The 15,926-nt window shown below is 62.1% G+C and carries 15 protein-coding genes; 4 read left to right on the forward strand and 11 right to left on the reverse strand.

What is annotated here, in order from left to right:
* Positions 1–220 precede the first annotated feature (220 nt).
* From P3T24_RS36140 to P3T24_RS36155, 4 genes are read right to left on the reverse strand one after another with little or no spacing between them, the layout of a single operon-like run.
* Entirely contained in the window at positions 221–985 is a 765-nt protein-coding gene (locus tag P3T24_RS36140; RefSeq protein ID WP_429408468.1) for an NTP transferase domain-containing protein, read from the reverse strand.
* Positions 986–998: 13 nt separating this feature from the next.
* The gene (locus tag P3T24_RS36145; RefSeq protein WP_429286112.1) at positions 999–2,015 is read right to left on the reverse strand and encodes a flippase-like domain-containing protein; all 1,017 of its coding nucleotides are present in this window, start codon (positions 2,013–2,015) and stop codon (positions 999–1,001) included.
* On the reverse strand, positions 2,012–2,833 hold the full coding sequence (locus P3T24_RS36150) for a HalD/BesD family halogenase (RefSeq protein ID WP_429441563.1): 822 nt from the start codon (positions 2,831–2,833) through the stop codon (positions 2,012–2,014). The genes P3T24_RS36145 and P3T24_RS36150 overlap by 4 nt, the downstream gene beginning before the upstream one ends.
* Positions 2,830–3,513: a CDP-alcohol phosphatidyltransferase family protein gene (locus tag P3T24_RS36155; protein ID WP_429286114.1), complete on the reverse strand. Its 684-nt coding sequence runs from the start codon at positions 3,511–3,513 to the stop codon at positions 2,830–2,832. The genes P3T24_RS36150 and P3T24_RS36155 overlap by 4 nt, the downstream gene beginning before the upstream one ends.
* Before the next feature lie 227 nt (positions 3,514–3,740).
* Here P3T24_RS36155 and P3T24_RS36160 point away from each other — a divergent pair, with 227 nt between their 5' ends.
* Positions 3,741–4,181, forward strand: coding sequence for a hypothetical protein (locus P3T24_RS36160; protein WP_429441564.1), 441 nt, complete (start codon positions 3,741–3,743; stop codon positions 4,179–4,181).
* 51 nt (positions 4,182–4,232) lie between these two features.
* Here P3T24_RS36160 and P3T24_RS36165 read toward each other — a convergent pair whose 3' ends face one another.
* Positions 4,233–4,769: a hypothetical protein gene (locus P3T24_RS36165; RefSeq protein ID WP_429441566.1), complete on the reverse strand. Its 537-nt coding sequence runs from the start codon at positions 4,767–4,769 to the stop codon at positions 4,233–4,235.
* 630 nt (positions 4,770–5,399) lie between these two features.
* On the opposite strand from P3T24_RS36165, the gene P3T24_RS36170 reads away from it, so the two are divergent.
* The 3 genes from P3T24_RS36170 to P3T24_RS36180 all read left to right on the forward strand — a co-directional run bounded on the left by P3T24_RS36170 (position 5,400) and on the right by P3T24_RS36180 (position 7,870).
* Positions 5,400–6,557: a porin gene (locus tag P3T24_RS36170; RefSeq protein WP_074266352.1), complete on the forward strand. Its 1,158-nt coding sequence runs from the start codon at positions 5,400–5,402 to the stop codon at positions 6,555–6,557.
* A gap of 273 nt (positions 6,558–6,830) precedes the next feature.
* On the forward strand, positions 6,831–7,175 hold the full coding sequence (locus P3T24_RS36175; protein WP_429441568.1) for a sugar ABC transporter ATPase: 345 nt from the start codon (positions 6,831–6,833) through the stop codon (positions 7,173–7,175).
* A 176-nt stretch (positions 7,176–7,351) separates the two neighbouring features.
* Positions 7,352–7,870 carry a metal-dependent hydrolase gene (locus tag P3T24_RS36180; protein ID WP_074266354.1) on the forward strand — a complete coding sequence of 173 codons (519 nt, stop codon included), beginning with the start codon at positions 7,352–7,354 and terminating at the stop codon, positions 7,868–7,870.
* A gap of 33 nt (positions 7,871–7,903) precedes the next feature.
* Here P3T24_RS36180 and P3T24_RS36185 read toward each other — a convergent pair whose 3' ends face one another.
* The 6 genes from P3T24_RS36185 to P3T24_RS36210 form a co-directional block, all read right to left on the reverse strand.
* Entirely contained in the window at positions 7,904–9,109 is a 1,206-nt protein-coding gene (locus tag P3T24_RS36185; protein ID WP_429441570.1) for a PLP-dependent aminotransferase family protein, read from the reverse strand.
* A 270-nt stretch (positions 9,110–9,379) separates the two neighbouring features.
* On the reverse strand, positions 9,380–10,552 hold the full coding sequence (locus tag P3T24_RS36190; RefSeq protein ID WP_429441572.1) for an NAD(P)/FAD-dependent oxidoreductase: 1,173 nt from the start codon (positions 10,550–10,552) through the stop codon (positions 9,380–9,382).
* 70 nt (positions 10,553–10,622) lie between these two features.
* Complete coding sequence (gene amaB, locus P3T24_RS36195) at positions 10,623–12,122, reverse strand: L-piperidine-6-carboxylate dehydrogenase (RefSeq protein WP_429441573.1); 1,500 nt, start codon at positions 12,120–12,122, stop codon at positions 10,623–10,625.
* Positions 12,123–12,453: 331 nt separating this feature from the next.
* The gene (locus P3T24_RS36200; protein ID WP_074266358.1) at positions 12,454–13,341 is read right to left on the reverse strand and encodes a LysR family transcriptional regulator; all 888 of its coding nucleotides are present in this window, start codon (positions 13,339–13,341) and stop codon (positions 12,454–12,456) included.
* Positions 13,342–13,533: 192 nt separating this feature from the next.
* Positions 13,534–14,307, reverse strand: a complete 774-nt coding sequence (locus P3T24_RS36205; RefSeq protein ID WP_429441575.1) for an alpha/beta fold hydrolase — start codon at positions 14,305–14,307, stop codon at positions 13,534–13,536.
* A 164-nt stretch (positions 14,308–14,471) separates the two neighbouring features.
* On the reverse strand, positions 14,472–15,878 hold the full coding sequence (locus P3T24_RS36210; protein ID WP_429441577.1) for an MFS transporter: 1,407 nt from the start codon (positions 15,876–15,878) through the stop codon (positions 14,472–14,474).
* Between the last annotated feature and the right edge of the window lie 48 nt (positions 15,879–15,926).

Raw genomic sequence — 15,926 nt, forward strand, 5'->3', positions numbered from 1 at the left:
GAGACGACGGCTGACGAAACCGTCGGCGTAAAGGCGCAATTATCGCATTGCCCCGGCAACAGATGTTGTTAAGGAAGGTGATTTACACAGCACAGCATGCTGTGATGACCCCGCGCGGGATCTGTGCGAGATGGTTGAGGATGCAACGAAGCGTGCAGAAAAGAAATGTGCCGGCATCAGCCGGCACACTCACATCGCATAGAAAAGCGGGAAGCGGACCTTAACGCGGCGCCGTGACCAGCGGCTGCAATTGCGGCAGGATCTCGGTGCGGGCACGCACAACGTCATTCGGAAAGTCGATCTCGATCCACGGTGCGCCGGTCACGTCGGCAGTATCGAACACCTGGCTGCCCTCGAGCAGCAGATCGCGCACGGCCTCTTCGTGTGGCAGATTCGAGCGGCCGCTATCGATGTAGCCCGCCACGATCTGCGCAAAGCGCTGCGCCGTTTGCTCGCGGAAACGGAAGAACCCGACCGACTCGCCAATCGTGTCGTATTCGAGGTTCACCGCGAGCTGCTTGCGCAACTCGACCGGCACGCCGTCTTTCAGACACAGCTTGACGGGCTCGTCGCCCGCTTCGAAATCACGGTCGATCAGCAGCCGGTTTGCCGTTTCGCCCGCCACCAGGGCGTTCAGGATGCGCTCGTCATACAGCACGTCGGCGTCCATCAGCAAGACGTCGCCGCCGCGCGTCAATGCGTCCGCTACGGTGTGCACCGTCAACACGCTGCCGAGGTCGAAACGCGGATTGATCACCGTCTCGACCGGGTGCGGCCAGTTGATGCGCTTCAGCTCTGCCGCGACCAGTTCCGGCTGGAAACCGAGCGCCAGCACGACGTCGGTCACGCCAGCGGTTTCGAGCATCTGCAGATGCCGCTCGAGCAGGCTCACGCCGTCGAACTGCAGCAGACACTTCGGGAACTGTTCACCAGGCGGAAGCTGGAGACGCAGGCCAAGGCCCGCAGCGAGAATAATGGCACGCATGCGCGGTCCCTTTCTAAAAGTAAGATTTGTCGACAGCCGGCACCTGCGTCGCGCGCCGACGCTGCCAGTTTCTTTCACTGAAATGCAAGTACAACAGGCCCGGCAAGCCAAGCAGGAGTTCACGGGCGCGCTTGGCAAGCGACAGCGCCAGCGCCGCCTCCGGCGGCAAGCCGACGAGCGGCGCGAGCAGCAGATAACCGCCCTCCTGCACGCCAAGCGAACCGGGAATCGCAAACGCAGCGCCGCGAATTGCCTGACCCAGGCTTTCGAGCAGCAACGCATCGATCCAGCCTACCGGATGACCGAGGAAGCGCAGCGCAAGCCACACTTCCACGGTGCCGACGATCCAGCCTACCAGGCTCAGCGCAAAACTCGCCAACACGCGGGCGCGGTCGCGATAGAGCGCCTGCACGGCACCATCGACGGCGTCAGCGCGCATCGTGAGCGACGACCAGTCGCGCTTGCCGAACACCTTCGACACCACTCGCAAAAGCCGTCCAAACAGGCCGCGCCGCTGGGCGAAGAAGAACAGCGCAATCATTCCGGCGAGTATAGCGGTGGCAATAAAAGTTGCGGTGCGCAGATCGTGCAGCGCGCCTTGCGCCGCGTAGGCGCCGAACAGCAGCAGGCCGAGCACGGCAAAGACGATTTGCGCGAGCGCCTGCAGCGTGGTGCTGACCGTGATCGCGGCGGCCGCATCGCGCATGCGCATGCCGCGTTGCGACAGTTGCCGCACGATCACCACAGGGCCGCCAATCTGTCCGGCCGGCAACAGGCTGTTGACCGACTCGCCGGTCCAGCGCGCCAGCAGCGCATCGAGCGCGCTTACACCGTCGCGCCGGCGGTCGAACAGCACGGCGATCGCCGCCGAATCGAGCACCAGCGGCACGAGATGGAATGCGGCCACCAGCGCCAGGCCCCAACCCGCCACCATCAGCGTCGACGTAACGGAACCAAGGCCCTGCCAGGCGAGCAGCGCGACGAACAGCGCCACGCCGATCGTCAGCAGGATCACGGCCGCGCGAGTCATGCGCCGGCCCCTTTGCCTTTGACCATCTGACGGAACACCTGGCGGAAGCCGAAGTAGGCGATCGCGTCTTTCATGTTCGAGATGAAACGCCGCCACGGGCGCATGTTCGGATCGGTAACGTATTCGAACGTCAGCGAGACGCGGAATTCGTTGGCGCCAGCCGGCGTGATGCGGTGGCGCAGCTTGTCGCCGTCGAAAAACACCAGGCCGCCCGGTGGAATCTGCACGGAGCCAGGCACGTCCGGCACGTCCGGGTTGCGCGTATGCAGTTCGTAATCGAGACGGCACGACGACTCGTCGATCACGCCAAGCAGCAGCGTATAGCGACGGCCGTCGTAGTAAGAGGTGTCGTAGTGCCAGCCAATATGGTCGCCCGGCCGCATGTAGTAGTACAGCGCATAGGCGTGCGGATCGTCCGCCGGCGAAACCATCAGCTTGTCGCCGCTCAACTGCTCCAGCCAGCCGATCAGCTCTTTCGAGCGATACAGCTCGGCAATAAACGGCGCGAGACGGTCGATCGTGTGACGGCTGACGCTGCCGCCCTGCTTGTGGCCCGGCAGGTAATTGCGGTTCACCTCGTCGAGCAACGCGCGGGCGCTATGCACCAGTTGCGCCGTCACCTCGGGCGCCAGGAAGTCTTCCATGTAGAGGAAGGCGCCCTGATCGGCGAAGTCCTTGCGCAGACCGGCCGTGTCGAACTGGCGTGTACGGCCGGCGACTGCGCGATCCGCCTCGGGAGCGGCCGCGGGTGCTGGTGCGCCGGATACCTGCTGGAACGAAGCCTGGCTGACCACGTGCTCTTCGGCCTGCGTACTCATTGACTAACCTGCATCTGACTGGTCTCGGCCACGGGGCGTGCATTGCGACGCAGCGCGCGGCGATAGTCGACGATCACCCAGATGGCAAAAAGCGGCGCGCCGATCGAGGCAGCCACCACGAACGGCGTGATGATGCCCGTCAGCGTGACGAGTGGCAGCAGGTACAGCACGTCTTCGGTCTCGAAACCGGCCACCGATGCCTGTTTGGTGCCCGATTTTCCTTCCATGTCTTCAATCCGCATACGCAGGAAGAAAATCACGGCGACCGCCACTCCGGCCAGTCCTCCAAGGAACCCGCCCGGCAGGACCCGGCCGACTTCGTGCACCGGGCCAATGCCAAGGCCCAAGCCAACGAACAGCAGGACCGTCACGAGGGCGTCGCACGCCAGGTCGTAAAAATGACCGATCCGGCTCGACTTGCCGCTGATGCGCGCGAGCTCGCCGTCCGTGTGGTCGACGAAGTTCGACAGCACGATCAGCAGTGCGCCTGCATTGGCCCATACAAACCCGCCACGGGCCAAGCCCAGCGCGCCCGCGACGCCAATCAGGAGGCGCAGGGTGGTCAGGTGATTAGGGGTGACAAACGTGTTCACAAGCGGCGTCACGAGCCGGCGGGCAAGCCTCGCGTCCCACGTTTTTGGGACCGGAACGTTTTTTAGGGATATTGGTCGCGAATTCATAACCCGGAAATATATACGGTTACAGGAAATCCTGCTCTTCTCCGCAACAAAAATCCCTCTAACCGTTGACAGGAGCGGACTTCAGCACGAATCCCCGAACGTTGGTAAAGTGCGAATCCAGTTGCGCCTGTAACGCCGTGTAATCCAGATGCGCAACCCCGCGCGGCGGCCCTTCCAGCCTTGCCGTGCGGCGAATTTGCCATTTCGACCACGCTACCCCGAAGGCCATGAAGCACGTTTTTTCGACCGCCCTGCTCGTCTTGTCTGCGACAGCCCTGCCGCTTGCCGGCCACGCCGCCACGGCGCTCGACGCGTCGCTTGCCTGCAACGAATCCGGACATCAGTTCATCGCGGACCTCGCCCAGCAGCAACTGATCGAGGCAACGCCGATGCGCGTCGAAAGCAATTCGATCAACGCATTCAAGCCGGCCAAAGGCGCCGACCTGACCGCCTTCGGCTTTCACGTGTTCGCGGTGGTCGGCTTCGAGAAGGACGATCCGATGTTCCGTACCGGCGACGGCGAGCCGCTTGCCAATTCAGCTTACGGCGCCGTGGTGTGGGGCAGCGATTCGAGCGTGCAGGAGGCGGTCACGCAGGCCGGCAGCACCGCGGCAATCGTGCATCACGTCGCCCCGCACGTCACGGCAATTTTCTGCAAGCGGAATTGAGAACGGGCGTGAGTGCCGCGCCCGGAGATCTAACCCCGGTTTAGCGCGGACTCAGCCCGGACGCCGAAAGCCGTCCGCCACCCACGCGGTAGCGTTTGCTTTGCCTAGCTTGAAGTTAGGCGCCACCTTCACCTGCGCGAGCTGCTCGCCAAAAGCGTCGAACGCGGTCAACAACGCGTAGGGATCATCTTCGCTCGGCACGATGTCGAGCGTGACCGCCAGTTCCCCGTCGCCGGACGGCGAATCCACTGTGACCCGTTTGTGCAGCATGGCGTGCAGCTGCTGCTCATGGCGGCGCAATACCTCCGACGCCGTCTTCACCAACGTATTGAAAGCACCCGTATCGAGCGGCTTCGGGTTCTTCTTGTCACGTCCCATCGTCCATGGTCCGACCAGCGCAGGCTCCGCCTCGCCGTCCTTGATCATTTCCACCGCCCAGCCGTCGTCGTCTTCGTTCTTGATGACGCGCGCCGTCCAGCCGTCATCGCGCCACAAACGCGCTTCGTGCTGGATCTCGGGCACTTCGGGGAGGTCTTCCGTCGCGGAATCGGCAGCGGTGTCGGGCGAAGGAAGGGACTTGTCGGTCATTGCAGGGTCGCTCAGGTTTGGAACAGGTTCATCAGCACAAGGCTCAGGGTTCGATTCTACCTGTCCGCGCGGCCGCCAAGGACGGCCTACGCCTTTCAGCCAAGGTGGCTGATTCTTTCCATTTATAGAAAAATGTTTTTCGAAATTACCAGGAACTTATAATCGAATTCAATACGGAATAAAAAAACGCGGCCCGAAGGCCGCGTATAAACAGATGAAAAAGACACCCTCGGTCAAAGGGTGCGCTTAATTGTAAATCGAGTAACCCGGCGTAATCGCAACAACAAATGGAATAATCTCTTTCGCGAAACTTAAGAATCGGAATCCTGTCGTTCGGCCAACAGTCCGTAAGGCGCTGAGCCGCCAGGGACGGGCGTCGCGCATGTGCAACATCAAAACAGTTGACAACATCGTGACGCCCAATAAATCAAACAGAAATTCACTTTATTTACTTGCACTTACGTCTGATCAAACGCGCCATTCCTGATTCGGAAAAGCATTGTTGCGCCATACAACGTAAATCAATGGATTAGACGGAATACACTTCGCTGCGAATCACTAGGCGGCCGGCGGCGTCGGCATTAAGCCCTATATCGCGATTCTCTACGGACTGTCTCGGAGTTAAAAAGCATGAAAAAAACCCTCATCATCGCGGGCATCATGGGCGCGTTCGCCATCAACGCCCACGCACAAAGCAGCGTCACGTTGTACGGCACGCTGGATGCCGGTCTGGTCTATACGAACAACCAGGGTGGCCACAACAACTGGCAACAAGGTAGCGGCACGGTGTCGGATACGTACTTCGGCCTGCGCGGCAGCGAAGACCTCGGCGGCGGCCTGCATGCCATCTTCACGTTGGAAGACGGCTTCAACATTAACAACGGCCAGTTCAACGAGAGCAACACGTTGTTCAACCGTCAGGCTTTCGTCGGTCTGCAAAGCGACCAGTACGGTACGCTGACCCTCGGCCGTCAATATGACTCCGTGGTCGACTACCTCGGTCCGCTGTCGGAAGCAGGTTCGGGCTACGGCAACAACCTCGCCGCCCACCCGTTCGACAACGACAACCTCGACAACTCGTTCTCGATCAAGAACGCAGTCAAGTACCAGAGCGCGAACTACGCCGGTTTCCACTTCGGCGGCTTGTACGGCTTCAGCAACGACGCTGGCCAGTTCGCGAACAACCGCGCATATAGCGCCGGCGCTTCGTACACCAACGGCCCGTTGAATGTTGCAGCTGCCTACCTGCAGATGAACAACTCACTGGGCAGCTCGAACTCGGGCGGCGCGGTGTCGGCAGGCGCAGGCAACGATGCCAACCTGACGGCAGCAACGCAGCGCACGTATGGCGTGGGCGCGAATTACTCGTTCGGTCCGGCTACGGTTGGCCTGCTGTACACGCACACACAGGACGACAACCTGATCGCCGGCGACCAGAACGGCGTGGGCTTCACGGTGCCGACGGGTACGAACCTGCACCTCGACAACTATGAAGTCAACGGCAAGTACGCTCTGACTCCGGCGCTGAGCCTGAACGCGGCGTACACGTTCACGAACGGCCATGCGACGGGCGGCACGAGCGATGGCGATCCGAAGTGGCAAACCGTTTCGCTGCAGGCTGACTACTCGCTCAGCAAGCGCACTGACTTCTACCTGGAAGGTGTGTACCAGCATGCGTCGGGCTCGTTGGGCGATGGCAGCGCGAACGTGGCTATGATCAACACGCTGTCGCCGTCGTCGACCGGCAACCAGGTGGCAGCGACCGTCGGTCTGCGTCACCGCTTCTAATGAAGCTGCGGACCGGATCGAACGATCCGGTCTGTTGAGACTGCTGAACAACGCACGCGTGACACGATCACGCGTGCGTTTTTTTATGGGCGCGCGAAATGTACAAGTGTCGAACCGTCATGCATACGCAGGTATACTCGATGCAGCCGCCTTCCACGCTGCAGGCCTCATCGGGCGCTCGCCGCGGTTGACCGGCGGCTTCGTCGCGGAGCACCACGTTCTCCGCCCATGGCCCAGTTCCCGCGCCCGACCGGGAGCGCCGACGATCCGATCATGAAAAAACTTCTTCTGTTACTCGTTCCCACTGCACTCACACTTGCGGCCTGCGGTTCGTCCGGCCCCACGCGCGATGCGTCGCAACCGCTGGTGTTCGTGACGTCGCAACGCACCACCTCCGACATTACAGAATGCCTGGAGAGCCGTCTTTCGCGCGTACGGGCATCGTCCGTGGGCGGAGCGACCGAACTGGCCGTTGGATCGGATTCGAACACCTCTTACTTCGTTACAGTTACGCCCGCCAGTGCCGGGGCCGTCATCAAGGTGATGCGGCCGGCCAACTCGCCGGACGATCCGCCGGAACCGGAAATGCGCTTCGATATCGCGCGCTGCGCGACTTGAGCAGCGGGCATAGCGTCTGCGCTTTGCGCGGCGCTCGCCGCTTGACGAATGTGAGTGAGTCTCTCGCGCCGCGCCTGCACTGCACGCGCGGCGCTGTCTTTTTGCGCGGGCATCTGCGAATATAACGGCCCTTCGTATTCGTAGTCAGACGGCGCACGTGGCGCCGCGCACTTCCGATGGCATCGAACAAAGCACATCACGCTACCGGCTTCGCGGCCGGTGTTATCGCTGCAGCTATCGTCGCGCGCAGTGGCGCGGGCGGCCCGTTTCATCTGTGGGTGTTGTCGAGTTTTATCGCCGCCGTGGCCGGCGGTACGGCGCCCGATTGGATGGAAGTGGCATGGTGGTCGCGCAAGCGGCGCCTGTGGATCACTCACCGCACCGTCACGCATTGGGGCATTGGGTGGGTCGTGTTGCTGGTGTTGTCGTATCGTTGGCTTGGGCTACCGCATCCGTTTGCGGCAATTGCGTTTGGCTTTGCTTGCGGCGGCTTGATGCATTTACTCGCGGATTGGCCTAACCCGCTTGGCGTGCCATGGATTGCAGGCCGTCACTCGCTTAACTGGTGGAATAGCGGGCACTGCGATCTGCTGGTGGTCGGAGCTTCGTGGATCGCCGCGTGGTTTGTGGCTGGCCATGTCTGGCTACATGGCGTGCATGGGTTTGCGTTGTTGCAGCATTTGCGGGCGGGTTAGGGTATCGATGACGCGCACGCCCCGTCGCAATCGTCACGCCCCGCCAAACGCGTCAAGCGCCCGCTTCAACCGCAGCACACCTTCTTCGATATCGCTCACGCCCGGTGCCGCAAACGACAACCGCAGCGATGCCAGGTCAACGTTGTCCTTATAAAACGCGACGCCGGGCACAAACATCACGTTCTGTTCGATACACGCCTTCAGATAAACGGACGCATCGAATCCACCGCCCAGCCGCGCCCATACGAACATCCCGCCCGCTGGACGATGAAACGCAATCTCGTCTTTCAGATGCGTCTGGAGACCATCGCACAGCGTCCTGCATTTCAATGCGTAGGCCGCGATGATCTGCGGCAGATGCACTTCAAGCGCGCCGCTCGCGAGATATTCCGCTGCAATCACCTGAGTCAGGGACGAGGTGCACAGATCCACAGTCTGCTTGGCGACCGTACAGCGCCGCAGAATCTCCGCATGTGCCACAGTCCAGCCCACTCGCAAACCCGGCGCCACGATCTTCGACAAACTCGAAAAGTGCACGAGCCAATCGCGCGAGCCGGGCACCTGGGCACTCAACGCGAGCAGCGAGGGCACCGCCTCACCGGCAAACCGCAGATCCCCGTATGGGTCATCTTCAATGACGAGAAACTGATGCCGCGCCGCCAGCTCCAGCAATGCAATGCGGCGGTCATGGGAAAGCGTCGCGCCGGTCGGATTCGCGAATGTGGGCACCGTGTAAAGCAGCTTCGGCGCGCGCTTGAGCGTGCCCGCTTCGAGTAGCGCGGTCAACGCAACCACGTCGAGGCCGTCCTGATCGACCGGGATCGTAATCACCTCGGCTTGCTGCAACTTGAGCGCCTGCAACGTCGCCGGATAAGCCGGCTGTTCGACCAGTACGATGTCACCAGCGCCCACCATTACGCGCAGCAGCAGATCGAAGCCTTGCTGCGAGCCCGTGGTCACCAGCAATTCCTGCGGAGTACATGGCGTGCCGCGCCGCGTCATCAGTCTGGCAAGCTCTTCTTTGAGGACCGGCAAGCCGTCGGTTGGGCCATATTGCAAACACAGCGCGCTCTGTTCCGACGCGCGTGCTGTCGCGGCATCAAGACCTGCCCGATCGAACAGGTCGCTCGCCGGATAGCCGCCTGCAAACGAGATCATGCCCGGCTGTCCCAGGTACTTGAACAGCTCGCGAATCGGCGAGCCAGACGGTGCTTCGAACGGTGGAGTGAACGAGAACATGGTGTCGAAACGGTAGACCGCGGGCTCGTGGCCAGCAGTTAAGTGAGTGGGGCAAAAGGTTCGGCTTTAAGAGCTCGGGGCGCTCCGTGAGCCAACGCCAACGTAGATTGTGGTCAGCAACCCCACGCGCGGCAAACGATATCTAATCACTACGTTTTGAGTTTTCGGAATCACTCGGCGCAAAAAAACCCGGCGCGAGGCCGGGTTCAGCTAACGCATTCCCAAAGGCGCGGGCAACATGACGCACAACGCAGCTGCACTTGTCCGCACCTAGACAACATTCTTTTCGACGATCGGCCGGTTCTCCAGCACGCGCTCAAAATTGAGCGACGACAGATCGAGCGTCGTATAACGCCCGTTCAGAATCAGCTCACTGACGCCGCGCCCGGTGGCCGGCCCTTGCTGCAAGCCATGACCGCTAAACCCGTTGGCGAAGATACAGTTATCGACATCAGGATGATGGCCGATGATCGCGTTCTGATCCAGAACGTTATATTCGTAGTAGCCCGACCAGCAATTCTGCACGCGCAGCGCTTCAAATTGCGGCACGCGATGCGCCAGCGTCGGCCAGATCACCTCATCGAACAGCGCGTGGTCGACTTCGTCGAGCGGCAGATCGTCCGGATCGTTATCCGCACTCGGCGACGTCCCGCAGATAAACGACTTGCCTTCAGGCCGAAAATAGACGCCGGTCGGATCGATCAGCAACGGACAGTGTTCCAGTTGTGCAGGCGAACTGACGTTGAAAATACTGCGGCGGCGCGCGAATATCGGAATGTCGATGCCGATCATCTGAGCGATCTTGCGCGACCACGCTCCCGCCGCATTCACCACCACGTCGCAGGGGAAAGTCTCGCCGCCCGCCGTCACCACTTGCGTGACACGCTTGCCGTCGCGATCCAATGCTGTCACCGCATCGGCCACGTAGCGTGCGCCCAGCGCCTGCGCCTTCTTGCGCAAAGCCTGCACGAGGCCATAGCCATCGAACCAGCCCTCGCCGCTTTCCCCATAAGCGCCCGCCACCAGATCCTCGGTATTGAGCCACGGGAAACGTGCCTGCAATGCCGCTTTCTCGAGCAGACTGATGTCGGCGCCAAGGCTTTTCTGCAGCGCGTGATTGTCGCGCAAGGTGCGCTCGCCGGCCGGCGTGGCAAGGAACAGATAGCCGCCTTCATGCAGATCGATCGAAGGTTTTGCCCCGTCGATCTCCAGACGCTCGCCAATTGAACGCAAGAACTCGATGCCGAACAGCGACATCTGGATCGAGAGCGGTGTGGAGAACTGCTGACGGATCGACGCCGCCGACAACGCCGACGACGAGCGCGCATAGGTCGGATCGCGCTCGATCACGGTGACGCTCACGGTCGGGTCCGAAGCCCGCAAGAAATACGCAATCGAGCTGCCGATCACGCCACCGCCGATGATTACGACTTTCGCACTCACGACAAGGCTCCACCGAAAGCAGGCGCTGGCCGCACGAACCGTGCGGTCAGCCGGGACATCAGCCGGAAAATCAGCCGATATTGAAGTCGATACCCTGCGCGAGCGGCAGCGCCGACGAGTAATTGACCGTGTTGGTCGCGCGGCGCATATAGGCCTTCCACGCATCCGAACCCGATTCGCGCCCGCCGCCGGTTTCCTTCTCGCCGCCAAACGCGCCGCCGATTTCCGCGCCGCTCGGTCCGATGTTCACATTGGCAATCCCGCAATCGCTACCGGCAGCGGACAGGAAACGCTCTGCTTCGCGCAGATCCGTGGTGAACACGCAGGAGGACAGACCATGCACCGCAGCGTTGTTCGCGTCGACCGCATCCGCGAAGTCCGAGTGGCGCAGCACGTAGAGAATCGGCGCGAAGGTTTCCTTCAGCACAACCGCCGTTTGCGACGGCATTTCGACGAGCGCCGGGCGCACGTAATAGCCGCTTTCGTAGCCCTTCACCTCGACGCGCTCGCCGCCGAACACCTTGCCGCCTTCCGCGACCGCCTGCTGCAGCGCTTCCTGCATACGGCTGAACGACTGCTTGTCGATCAGCGGACCCATCAGCGTGCCCTTCTCTAGCGGGTTGCCGATCGGCACCTTGCTGTAAAGCTGCTTCAGACGCTCGATGGTCTTGTCATACACGCTGTCGTGCACGAACAGGCGGCGCAGGGACGTGCAGCGCTGGCCCGCCGTGCCGACCGCGGAGAACAGGATGCCGCGCATGGCCAGTTCATGATCGGCGCTTTGCGCGACGATGCCGGCGTTGTTGCCGCCCAGTTCCAGCAGCGAGCGGCCAAAGCGCTTCGCCACTTCGACGCCCACCGTGCGGCCCATTTCAGTGCTGCCGGTAGCGCTGACGATCGACGCACGCGGATCGGCAACGAGCTTCGCGCCCACGTCGCGGCCACCGTTGATCAACGCGGTGAGGCCTTCGGGCGCATCGCCGAATTCCTTCAGCGCTTCGGCGAGAATCTGGTTGACGGCCAGCGCGGTGAGCGGGGTCTTTTCGGACGGCTTCCAGATCACGGCGTTGCCGCACACCAGCGCCAGCGCGGCATTCCACGACCAGACGGCGGCCGGGAAGTTGAACGCGGAAATCACGACGCAGGTGCCCATGGGATGCCACGATTCGGCCATGCGGTGGCCCGGACGCTCCGAGGCGATGGTCAGGCCGTATAGCTGACGCGACAGGCCGACCGCGAAGTCGCAAATGTCGATCATTTCCTGCACTTCGCCGAGACCTTCCTGGAGGATCTTGCCGGTTTCGAGCGTAATGATGCTGCCAAGCGCCTGCTTTTTCTCGCGCAGACGGTTGCCCAGCACGCGTACCAGTTCGCCGCGGCGCGGCGCCGGCACATTGCGCCAGACGTTAAACGCGTGCTTGGCATTAGCGAGCGCCGCGTCGACGTCGGCGACGGTATGGCTGGTCACGCGGCCGATGAGCTCGCCGGAGATCGGCGAATGAACCGCGATGTCGCCGGCTTGCGCCGCCTGGGCGATGCCGAGATCGGCGAGGATGGTCGAAGCGTTCATAACAGGAATCCCTTAAATTTCCAATGCGAAACAAGAGTAAGTTCGGAAACTATACACGCGGGGGTTTATGGCGGCAAGCGCAATTGCGGCGGGGTCCGGGGCTCAGGTCACGGGCGCATCAGTCCGCGCCGCCTGGAGGCTTGCAGCATATAGGATAGGCGGATTTCCGGGGACCCGCTCGCGGCGGTGCGTAGCCTTTCGATGAGGACAATTTCGTTTCCTATACGAAATATTCTCGATCCGGAAACGTGTGGGTCGTGGCTGCCTCGCGCGCCCAGCGGACATATCTTCAAACACCACTTTGAGCCTCCGGCGCCTTCGAGTGCATACCTCAATTGCCCGCCATCAACCGGTCGACCAGTGCCCGCGCAAACGGCGGCAAATCCTTGACGCTGCGCACGCAGATCTTCAGCTTGCGCTCCGCCCACGCGTCGTTCAGGCGCACAAGGGCAATCTGCATGGTCTTTCCATGGCGCAGCGCGACAGACTCCGGCACGATGCCGATGCCCACACCTGCCTCGATCATCCGACAGGCCGCCTCGAAGTTGCCCACCTGAATGCGCAGTTTGAGCCGCACACCCAGCGTATCGGCCGCGCTCGTCACAAACGCGTGAATCGCGCTCGCGGTGGGCAAGCCGACGAAGTTGTCCTCGAGCGTCTGCGCGAAATCGACCGAACGCTCATGTGCGAGTGCGTGGTCTTTCGAGGTGACAAGGATCAACCGGTCGTCCCGATACGGCAGCATCTCCAGATGCTCGGCGTGCATGTTGCCTGCAACGATGCCGATGTCGGTCGCGCTATCCGCGACGCCTTTGACGATCTCGCCGCTCAGCACTTCGCGCAAGTCGATGTTGACATCGGGATGGTCGCGCAGGAAATGGCTCAGGACATTGGGTAGAAATTCGCTGATCGCCGTGGTGTTGGCCCAGATCCGCACATGGCCCTTGATGCCTTCGCCGTACTCCTGCATGTCGCCCGCCAGATGCTCGACTCGCTCGAGCACGAGCCGGGCGTGGTGGACGAACGCCTCGCCGGCTGGTGTCGGCGTCACCCCCTGGCTGGTTCGATAGAGCAGTTTGAAGCCGAGCTGCTCCTCCAGGTTCTTGATCCGGTTGCTCGCCGCCGGTGCCGAAAGGTGGGAACGCTCCGCTGCGCGGGCAAGGTTCTTCGTGTCGGCAACGTTGATGATGAGCCGCAGGTCTACAAAGTCGAAATGCATGACGAAAGCCGATGGAGTGAGCGCCGGTGCGCCGACAACCACCTACAGGCGGACGGCAGCAACGCAAAGACCCATCTTAACCGGGCGCGAAACGGCGTTTCAATTAGCCGAATGGCTAGCCTCGGTACGGCCTGCTGCGCCATCGTCTCCCGGACGGCGCAGCGGCAGTCTGCGCCGACTCCCCCGCTTCCCTCAGACAAACGCCATCAGTTTCTCCGCCAGCGCTTCCGGCGCGCTGACCATGGCATCGTGTCCCGTGGCAATCTCATCCCACGCCCAGTCCTGCTGCGCTTTCACAAAGTCACGGCTGCTTTGCAAAGGGGCGTACACGGGATCGACGCACTGGATGTAGACCTTCGGAAGCGCGCCACCCACCGGGCCCGTCAAAGCAATAGGATCGTCGAACGTCTTCAACGGATGCGGTGTGCAATACCGCTCTAGCAATGCGACCTGATCGGGCTCGAACACGCCGAATGCGCTCGCGGGCGGTACCGGGATGGTCAAGCCGTTACTGGTTTCCAGCGCCAGCTGCCTGCGCGCCGCGGCGATCTCCGGCGGGAGCCGCGAGAATGCCGTCTCCCCATTAGACAGGACGACTGCGTCGAGAAACACCAGTTGACGGATACGCTGCGGCACGCGATCGGCCGCGCCGGCGATTGATATGCCGCCGAAGCTGTGCCCGACCAGAATCACATCGGAGAGGTCGTGCTGCTCGAGCACATCGACGACGTCCTGAATGAAGACCTGCAGATCGATTTGCGGCGACAGCAGATTGCTTCGCTCGCCAAGCCCGCTTAGCGTCGGCGTGAACACGCGATGCCCGTTCGAGCGGAGGATCTGCGCAACCGCGTCCCAACACCAGCCGCCGTGCCAGGCGCCGTGGACCAGCACGTAGGTGTGAGACTTCGCGTGCGCCGGCGTAGCCGTTGGCGCATTGGCAGGGGCTTCGGTCTGGGTCAAGGGCATCTCCTTCGGAAGCTGCGGATGCGGGCCTCGCGTTGTGCGATGTGCCACGTGGGCGGAAGCCGTCGAACCCCGTGGGCTCCGCGCCAACCGCACCTACATTAAATCACGCGCCCTCTTCTCACGCATTGCCGACGATTACCCAAGGCAGGCCCCACAACCAAACCTCACACCCTCGCAGACTGCCGCGTCACACCACCTGTCGCCACTTCCGCGCCGCCTGCGCCATACATCTCCGTATCCGGGGAAATCTCTTCGAGCGTCTGCTGGCTGGTCTCGATGCGCAACGCGAGAATCGCCACGCTCATCAGCAACAACACACCGCCGACCATGGCAAGCACACCCGTCACGCCGAAATGGGTGTATAGCAGCAGCGCGACATAAGGCGTCGTCATCGAAGCCGCCCGCCCGCAGGTCCCGGCGATGCCAGTACCACGCAAGCGATGCGCCGTCGGAAACAACTCCGGGATATACCCGAACAGACCCAGCGTGCAGACCGTATAAATCGCGGTGACGAGCGCGAACCCGACGAGTGAGATCGCCGCGGGCGCACGCATCTGCACATAGATCAGGGCCAGCACGATCGTCACGATGGAAAACAGCACAAGTCCGTTACGTCGTCCCATACGGTCGGTCACAAAGTAGCCGACCACGGCGCCAAACGGCGCGCCGAACGACATCAGCAGCACAAAGCCGAGCGACTGTACGATCGTCAACCCTTCCTTGACGAAGAACGTCGGCAGCCAGGCCACGAAACCGTACAGCGACATATTGATAGCCATACAGGTGAGTGCGGCCACCAGTGTGCGGCCGATCATCCCGCGCGCAAACAGCGCAGACAGCGGCGCCGCAGGTACTTCGTGGCTCACCACGCGCGCCACCGGCGGCAGCTTGCCGACACGCACCTCGACCTCTCGCTCGATCGCCGAGACCGTCGCTTCGGCTTCGTCGAGCCGACCCACCGTTTCGAGCCAACGCGGCGACTCCGGCATGCGATGGCGCAGGAACCAGACAACGAGCGCGCCGACGCCGGCAATCGCAAACATATAGCGCCAGCCCAGATGAGGAATCACCCAGTAGCCGACCGCCGTCGCGCCGAGCAATCCTGAGTTGATGATCAGCGCCAGCAGCGACGTCCAGCGCCCGCGCGTGGCCGGCGGGACGAATTCGCACAGCGTGCCGGCCGCTACCACCAGTTCCGCGCCGAGCCCGACACCCATCAGGAAGCGCAGCAGAATCAGCCAATAGATGTTCGGCGCGAAGCACGCGGCCAGTGATGCGAGACCGAAGATAGCCAGATTCGCCTGATACGAATAGCGTCGGCCGAAGCGGTCGCCGAGATAACCCGACAGACCCGCGCCGATCATCATGCCCATAAAGGTCGCGGAGATGAAGAACGAGCCGAGCCGCAAATCGGTGAAGCCCGTCTTGACCATCGCGGCGAGCGAGCCGTTGGCGAGATAGATGTCGAACGCGTCGAGAAACGCGCCCGCGCCGATCAGGCCGAGGATCTTCCAGTGAAAACGACTGATAGGCAGGCGGTCGAGCCGCGCGCCGGAATTAACGGTAGCCAAGCTTTGTCTCCTGTGTCGACCGGGGTTAGCGCTTTGACAGTGACTCCG

This window comes from Paraburkholderia sp. GAS33 (assembly GCF_050436645.1).
GTDB classification, from domain to species: Bacteria; Pseudomonadota; Gammaproteobacteria; order Burkholderiales; family Burkholderiaceae; genus Paraburkholderia; species Paraburkholderia phenazinium_B.

Excerpts from the sequence above, each read along its gene's own strand:
- P3T24_RS36140 (WP_429408468.1), bottom strand. The coding sequence starts at position 985 with ATGCGTGCCATTATTCTCGCTGCGGGCCTTGGCCTGCGTCTCCAGCTT.
- P3T24_RS36145 (WP_429286112.1), bottom strand. The coding sequence starts at position 2,015 with ATGACTCGCGCGGCCGTGATCCTGCTGACGATCGGCGTGGCGCTGTTC.
- P3T24_RS36150 (WP_429441563.1), bottom strand. The coding sequence starts at position 2,833 with ATGAGTACGCAGGCCGAAGAGCACGTGGTCAGCCAGGCTTCGTTCCAG.
- P3T24_RS36155 (WP_429286114.1), bottom strand. The coding sequence starts at position 3,513 with ATGAATTCGCGACCAATATCCCTAAAAAACGTTCCGGTCCCAAAAACG.
- P3T24_RS36160 (WP_429441564.1), top strand. The coding sequence starts at position 3,741 with ATGAAGCACGTTTTTTCGACCGCCCTGCTCGTCTTGTCTGCGACAGCC.
- P3T24_RS36165 (WP_429441566.1), bottom strand. The coding sequence starts at position 4,769 with ATGACCGACAAGTCCCTTCCTTCGCCCGACACCGCTGCCGATTCCGCG.
- P3T24_RS36170 (WP_074266352.1), top strand. The coding sequence starts at position 5,400 with ATGAAAAAAACCCTCATCATCGCGGGCATCATGGGCGCGTTCGCCATC.
- P3T24_RS36175 (WP_429441568.1), top strand. The coding sequence starts at position 6,831 with ATGAAAAAACTTCTTCTGTTACTCGTTCCCACTGCACTCACACTTGCG.
- P3T24_RS36180 (WP_074266354.1), top strand. The coding sequence starts at position 7,352 with ATGGCATCGAACAAAGCACATCACGCTACCGGCTTCGCGGCCGGTGTT.
- P3T24_RS36185 (WP_429441570.1), bottom strand. The coding sequence starts at position 9,109 with ATGTTCTCGTTCACTCCACCGTTCGAAGCACCGTCTGGCTCGCCGATT.
- amaB (WP_429441573.1), bottom strand. The coding sequence starts at position 12,122 with ATGAACGCTTCGACCATCCTCGCCGATCTCGGCATCGCCCAGGCGGCG.
- P3T24_RS36200 (WP_074266358.1), bottom strand. The coding sequence starts at position 13,341 with ATGCATTTCGACTTTGTAGACCTGCGGCTCATCATCAACGTTGCCGAC.
- P3T24_RS36205 (WP_429441575.1), bottom strand. The coding sequence starts at position 14,307 with ATGCCCTTGACCCAGACCGAAGCCCCTGCCAATGCGCCAACGGCTACG.